At 43.5% G+C, this 6,714-nt stretch carries 5 protein-coding genes; 1 reads left to right on the plus strand and 4 read right to left on the minus strand.

Annotated elements, in window-relative coordinates:
• The first annotated feature begins 70 nt into the window (after positions 1-70).
• Positions 71-829, plus strand: coding sequence for a HEAT repeat domain-containing protein (locus LC605_RS10815; RefSeq protein WP_229547552.1), 759 nt, complete (start codon positions 71-73; stop codon positions 827-829).
• 167 nt (positions 830-996) lie between these two features.
• On the opposite strand, the gene LC605_RS10820 is transcribed toward LC605_RS10815, so the two are convergent.
• The 4 genes from LC605_RS10820 to LC605_RS10835 form a co-directional block, all read right to left on the minus strand.
• Complete coding sequence (locus LC605_RS10820; RefSeq protein ID WP_229547553.1) at positions 997-1,404, minus strand: phosphomannose isomerase type II C-terminal cupin domain; 408 nt, start codon at positions 1,402-1,404, stop codon at positions 997-999.
• 495 nt (positions 1,405-1,899) lie between these two features.
• Entirely contained in the window at positions 1,900-2,139 is a 240-nt protein-coding gene (locus LC605_RS10825; RefSeq protein ID WP_229547554.1) for a hypothetical protein, read from the minus strand.
• Between the two features lie 181 nt (positions 2,140-2,320).
• Positions 2,321-5,119, minus strand: coding sequence for a family 10 glycosylhydrolase (locus LC605_RS10830; RefSeq protein WP_229547555.1), 2,799 nt, complete (start codon positions 5,117-5,119; stop codon positions 2,321-2,323).
• A gap of 97 nt (positions 5,120-5,216) precedes the next feature.
• Positions 5,217-6,557: a TIGR03279 family radical SAM protein gene (locus LC605_RS10835; protein ID WP_229547556.1), complete on the minus strand. Its 1,341-nt coding sequence runs from the start codon at positions 6,555-6,557 to the stop codon at positions 5,217-5,219.
• Positions 6,558-6,714 lie beyond the last annotated feature (157 nt).

The raw sequence follows: 6,714 nt of genomic DNA on the forward strand, positions 1-6,714 counted from the left end.
ATATATAAAGCTTTAACTTATTGGCGTGGGGGATTATGTGTTAATCCCTTTTCGGGATTGAAATGAAACTATGTATGACGAAGACGATCTAAGCCTACTGGATATTGAGGAGGAGCTAGAAAGCCCCTTAGATAAAATAGAGCCACTAACTGCCGAATCAGTTGTGCCAAAGCCTGATCCAGAAGTGATGCTAGCTTTGTTGGAAAATCAACAGCCCCAGCAAAGAATGTTAGCAGCGCGTGCTTTTTGTGATATTGAAGATGCGCGTGCTACCCCCCATCTAATTCGTCTGTTAGCTGATAACTGTCCCTTAGTACGGGTGAGTGCAGCCTATGGCATCGGACGCAATCCCAGTTTAGAAGCAGTAAGTCCATTAATTGCTCAACTAAAGAGTGATTGGAATGGCTATGTGCGTAAAGGTGTAGTTTGGGCTTTAGGAAACTGTCGCGATCGCCGTTCTTTAGCACCCCTAGCAGATGCCTTAAGAACCGACATTTCCGCAGTACGTTTGTGGGCTGCTAGCGCCTTAGCACAGATGGCAGAAGTGGGTTATGAAGCAGTTATAGGGGCAATGCCACCATTAATTGAAGCCTTAGTCCAAGATCCCGTAGCAGCAGTGCGGAGCAACAGTGCTTGGGCAATTGGTCAACTGTGCCGCGAATTGCCTTCTAATGTAGTTTATGCCACAGCCATCGACTCTCTAATTCAAGCCTTTGCCGAAGACCAAGATTTGGGAGTCCGAGAAGACGCCAAAGCCTCACTGTTAAAAGTGGGTGATCCCCGTGGCTTACAGCTGATTGAAACTCTAGAACAAGAAGGGTGGTTTTGATTGAGCATTGCTTATCCCCCTCATCCCCCTCATCCCCCGGTTGGTGAGCGAAGTCGAACCACATCCCCCTCATCCCCCGGTTGGTGAGCGAAGTCGAACCACATCCCCCTCATCCCCCGGTTGGTGAGCGAAGTCGAACCACATCCCCCTCATCCCCCGACCAGCCCTTAGTGACCTTCAGCTACAGGTTTGACCAAATTTAAGTCATAAGGACGCTCAATATCATCCTCACCCAAATATTCACCATTTTGAATTTCCAGAATAATTAGCGGAATATGTCCAGGATTTTCTACCTTATGTAGTGTTGCTGCGGGGACATAAGTTGATTCGTTTCGATTCAGTAATATTTCGGCATCGCCACATGTCACCTTTGCCACACCGGAGACTACAACCCAATGTTCATTGCGGTGATAATGGATTTGTGGTTTAATGCTGTGCCTTGGCTTGATTTCAACACGACTAATTCTATAGGTTTCTCCCTCTTCGATCACCTCCACCTCACCCCAATACCGTGTACCTGAATGTGGAGGCAATTCGTTGATATTTGACTGAGTATTATTTTCGTTCTGAGCCATAACTAATTTCTCAACCAGATAATTATCACTATTTTTAAGTAATCTAATGTAAACATACTAAACCAGGGAATGGAAATGGTACCAACATCTCTATTGTTGACAACTGCTCTAACTTGACCCCTGCTCATGGATTCTATCTCTGAATTCCTTAATTTTGAAACTATCTAAGGAAGTGTAAAGTCAGCAAAGAGCTTATATAGCAATCATTCCAGAGTTGTTACAAAACTCAACATATCTTGGTTTGATCGTGCCGACTTATTTAGACTGCCATCTGGCAACACGAGTAAACCTACAGGTCGTCCCCAAGTGGTTGGTATAGAAGGATTTAGCAAAAATCCTGTGAGAAAATCTTCGTAGTAGCCTCGCGATCGCTCTAATTTTTTATTGCTGGTTCTATTGCTAAGTCCTATATTTTAGTTTGTATGCGGTCTTGCAATTGTTGAGATAGTTTTCTAAACATTTTTCTCGCCCCATTGGTAAATTTAACTTCGTAGATCACGCTACGTCCTTTTTTCTTTCATTAGCAATTTCTTTTTTAATGTCTTCCCAGGCAATAAGAGTATTATTTTCTACATCACTTTTAGCAGCGTGATAGGCTCTTAAATCTTTTTCGTCCTCTTCATCTTCGATTTTTTTTAGTAGTGCGTAAATTTCCTCTAAAGTACTGTCATAAGCTTGATGTAACAGTACGTTGATTGCGTTGATTAACTGTTCGCGTTCGTGTTCGGCTTTCATTTTTAGACCTCTTTAACCGGGAAACTAAGTAGGTTTGTGCGAAAAAAGTCAAGTATGTTGCGAAACGTAAATAAGCTTAAAACCTTTACTAATGACCAATGACAAAGGACAAATGACAGCCTTAGCCAGTTAGCTTTATTTGCGCCAACCTACTTACAATTCCCTCGATATTTTCTAAACACTAAGGACGCAACTGCACCCGCCGTTCGCCGTAACGTAATAGCCTTTCTATCGTTACGAGCCGATTTTCCCAAACTTTGACTTGATAGGAATTAGACTTAAGTTCTTGGCTCATCAATACCCTAAATTGTGACTGGAAGCGACTTAGAGAGGCTCTCGCCACTAGTAACTTACTAGGAGAAGGCGAAGTGGCAAGCTGATTTAAAGCACCGCGTAAAACTTCTGCCTGGTTGTTAAAATCTGATATTGTCTGAGTTGGCCTTTGTATTTGCTCATTTTGGAAAACAAATTTCCATTCCCGTTGTAGCGCGGTGTAACGAATGGCGGCAGTTTGAAAAGGCTGGCGGTGAGGAATCGGTTCACTTGTTGTGGATTGAATCCTACCTTGGGTGCTATTAAAGAGTTTTTGTAAATCGGTGTTAAAATTTTCTGCGGCAAAGAGGGCATAACCACTAACTGGCAAATCCCTTACCAACTGGAGTTGATCGAATGCCCCGATTGTTGGCAAAGAAAGTAGGCGAATTCCCGGCACTAATAAGGTTGCTCCCAATTGTTTAGAGGCAATCCAGGGTTGAGCAAGTCGTTGAAAGCGAGAAGTATCCAGAGCATAAGTCATGGGAACAATTAAATCTACATCCCCGCGTCTTGCCCAAGTTTCCCAGTTTTGTTGAATTTTCTGAATCCGTTCTAGTTCTGGCAAAGGAAATACTGCAACCGACAAAATCAAATTTGGTTGCTTTTGTCGCAACTGCTGTGATAATTCGGCGACAAAGCTATCAACTTGCTGGGTGCGAAATGTCGTCCACTTTTGCCACAAGTCTGCTTGGCTAGGAGAAATATTCACTGGATCTATACCAGTAAGTTGCTGAAATTGCGCTCTTGCAGCTCTGCCATAGCCGTATGTTCGACCTGCTGATGGGTCTTGGAAAGGGTAGCGAATGTAATCTAGCTGTAGACCATCGACGTTATAGCGAGTAACGATTTCCTCATACAGCTTGAGCAAGTATTGCCGCACTTCCGGGTTGGCTGGATCGAAGAATGGCTTGGTTTGCCCAACAGGGATCATGTTGCCGAGGTTATCGTAGTTTGCCCAATGGGGATGAGCCGCCAGTACTGGGCCTGGATAATTAGGATTAACGTTGAGAATTTCATTGTGACGTTGATTACCAGCAGCAAAAGTCCAAACCCAAGCGTGTAATTCCATGTCTCGGTCATGGGCTAATTTTACTGCTTCTTCCAGTGGATCCCACCCGCGAATTAATGGGTTTTGCTCTTTTGCGACTTGGCTCGGATAAATTGTATAGCCAGCGTTAACAGTTTCAAAGAAGATGGTATTAATCCCGGCTTGGGCTAGGCGATCAAAAATCTGTGCCAGTCCCGCCTTGCTACCAGCACGAACAATCGTCCCCCGATCTAACCAAACTGCCCGAATTTCTGGTTGAGCTAGTCTTTGATCAACAGGAAACTGCTGCCACAAAGTCGTTTTAGCGACTAGCCACTGCTGACGAGCCAGAGCGTAGTTTTTTTGGGCAATCAAGAGGGGTAAATTTTTGGCAATTACCCTTGCTTGTGCTAAGGCTCGCTCTTTACTCATAACTGGCATCCCTAGTTTGGTTGAGGCCAATTGCGTCTGCTGATCTTTGACAGACAAAGAGGCATAATTGCCTAGATGCCTAGAAAACTGCTTGTGTTCAGATATCGTTTCACCAGCGTTAGCGGCGTCGGCTAAGACCGCTAAATTAGCGCTTTCCACCCGACCAATCAAATTTTCTAGCTCTTGCTGGAGGGCGATCGCTTGGTTGTTGTCAATTGGCTCATTGGAGTTGGGGGCAACATCCAGACGCACCGCTTGTTCTAATTGGTCAATAGCCTCCTGGGAGGTTGGAGGTTTGACTATTGGAAGGGGTCTAGGTGTGGGAGGGGATGAGGGGGATGAGGGGGATGAGGGGGATGAACTGCTCCTGTGCCCCCCTGCGTCCTGTGCCCCTCTGCTCACTTGTGTGGAGGGTGCAGCCGCTATCGTTGTAGAGCAGTTTTGGGAAGCTCCTGGTACTTTTTTCATCCGATTTGATGGTGCTGGTGCTGTCAAATAGTAATTAACAGTAGCTTTTAACCAGGCATTATCTAACTCGGCGGCTGAGGCTGTATCTGTTCCCCAGCGCCAGCCCAAAAAGGTGGAACGCTCTGTTGTTACTACTGCAGCAGGATTATCTTTGGAGTTCCAAACAGCAGGAGATTCACTGCCCATATCGTTAGGAATCACAACGCCGCCGCGCACTTTGCCAAAGAGTCCAGCTTGATTTGCCCATTCTGGGATATTGGTTTTTGCGGGTTTAATCTGTTGTGCGTCACTGAGGCTGAATCCCCAATAACCTCCCAAGAGCGATCGCAATAACTGCCTTACTCCTGGTGCTGACAGACTACCTACAGGCCCACTAGCAATCAAACGCCCTCCCTTACTCATCCATTCTTCTAGGGCGATCGCTTGGGTAGGCGTTAATGTCTCGACGTTTGGCAAAAATAATACCCGGCGATCGCCCCAATCTGCCGCACTCCTCACGTCATTTAGAGGAATTACACAATATTTCACTCCTATTGCCTGTAAGCGATCGCTGATCCCTGTCCATTGATTTGCATTTTCTTGACCATAGACTACGCTCAATACAGGTTCCTCAGTCGCCGCCCTTACTGGCAAAATACTAAAAATATTTAAAATTAAAAAATTAAAACTTAAAATGAAGAATCCGGCTTTTCTTATTTTTAAATTTACCTTTTTATGATATTCTTCCTGATTCTTCACTACTGACTCCTCAGTGGATTAGTTATTAAGCATTACTTCTTATTTATTGTCTAGCATAACAATAAATTACCTCCGAAAAACAACTGGTTTTTGATAACTAAACCTGAACAGAATTAAAAATACAGGTTTTGATTAAATCTTCCACTCCTGCGACTGGAAAAATTTTAGTATTTAGTCTCTTTGCTAATTCTTCAACACTCATATCATCTAAAAACACTAATTCACCATTTTTTAACATGACATTTGGTAATAAAATTCCATCACCTAAATCTTGCCCTTCTAAATTTAAAAGCAAATCATGACCAGTTAGTAATCCGGTTACACTGATAGTTTGCCCCCAATAATCACTACATAAAGCCCGCATATTGACTTCTAAACCTTCAACCAAATTTAAGCGTTTCCAAATAGGTTGAAATGCGTTTTCTACAGCGTTGCCTACGACCCAAGTTAATTTTCTTTGAGGATATACTTTTGGCGGTAGTAATTCTGCCGCAACGGCTGCAAATTGCTTGATAAACAACTGAATGGAACCAACACCGTTATCAATTTGGGGATACTCTTCATATTCAGATTCACTGGGTAATTCCTCACCTGCAATTAAAAACCACTCATCGGCTAACCAAACAACGCTAGAACCGAATTGTTGGTGAAGTTCCCGTGAGAAGATTCGCACTTGAGAAATCACTTCTTTCGCTTTTTCCCTAGTTACGGGTGTAAGTTCGTCTTCTTGGGGGCGAAACCGTGTCAACCCCACTGGTACAACTGCTACTGATGCTACCGCAGGCACTTCACCAGTATAAAAGGACGCTAAATCTTTGAGAGTTTGTTCCAGATGTTGGCCATCATTTATACCAGGACAAACAACCACTTGAGCATGAATTTGTAGTCGCCTTTCTTGAAACCACTTGAGTTGTTGCAAGATTTGTCCTGCACGCGGATTTTTCAGTAGTTTAATTCTAACTTCCGGCTCCGTAGCATGAACAGAAACATACAGTGGAGATAAGCGCATTTGTTCAATGCGCTGCCATTCTCTTTCTGGCAAATTGGTCAGGGTAAGATAAGAACCGTACAAAAAGCTTAGACGGTAATCGTCGTCTTTCAAATACAAGCTGGTGCGTTTACCTGGTGGCTGTTGGTCGATAAAGCAAAATGGGCAACGGTTATTGCACTGAATTAAGCCATCAAATAGGGCAGTTTCAAATTCTAGCCCCAAGTCTTGGTCGTAATCTTTTTCGATTTCCAGGCGATGAGTTTTACCAGTAGCGTCTAAAACTTCTAGTTCCAAGATTTCATCAGCACACAAAAACTGATAATCAATTAAATCGCGGGGATGTGTACCATTGATTGCAACGATCGCATCCCCGGCTTCAAAGCCAATCTCTGCGGCTATTGAGTCTGGAAGAACCTTGGTAATTCGGGCAGGATGAATGTTATTCATTGCGTATGGGGCATTGGGAATGAGACATTACTTATATCTTGCACCAATCAGGGTAAACCACTATGAGCGAATTATTGCTGTATGAAAGTAACACTACAAAAAATATCTACTCCAGTAATTACTAGTAACTTAAAAAACAAATTTAATGAAGAAATTA

Origin of the sequence: Nostoc sp. CHAB 5836 (assembly GCF_020829445.1) — a bacterium.
Classification (GTDB): Bacteria; Cyanobacteriota; Cyanobacteriia; order Cyanobacteriales; family Nostocaceae; genus Nostoc.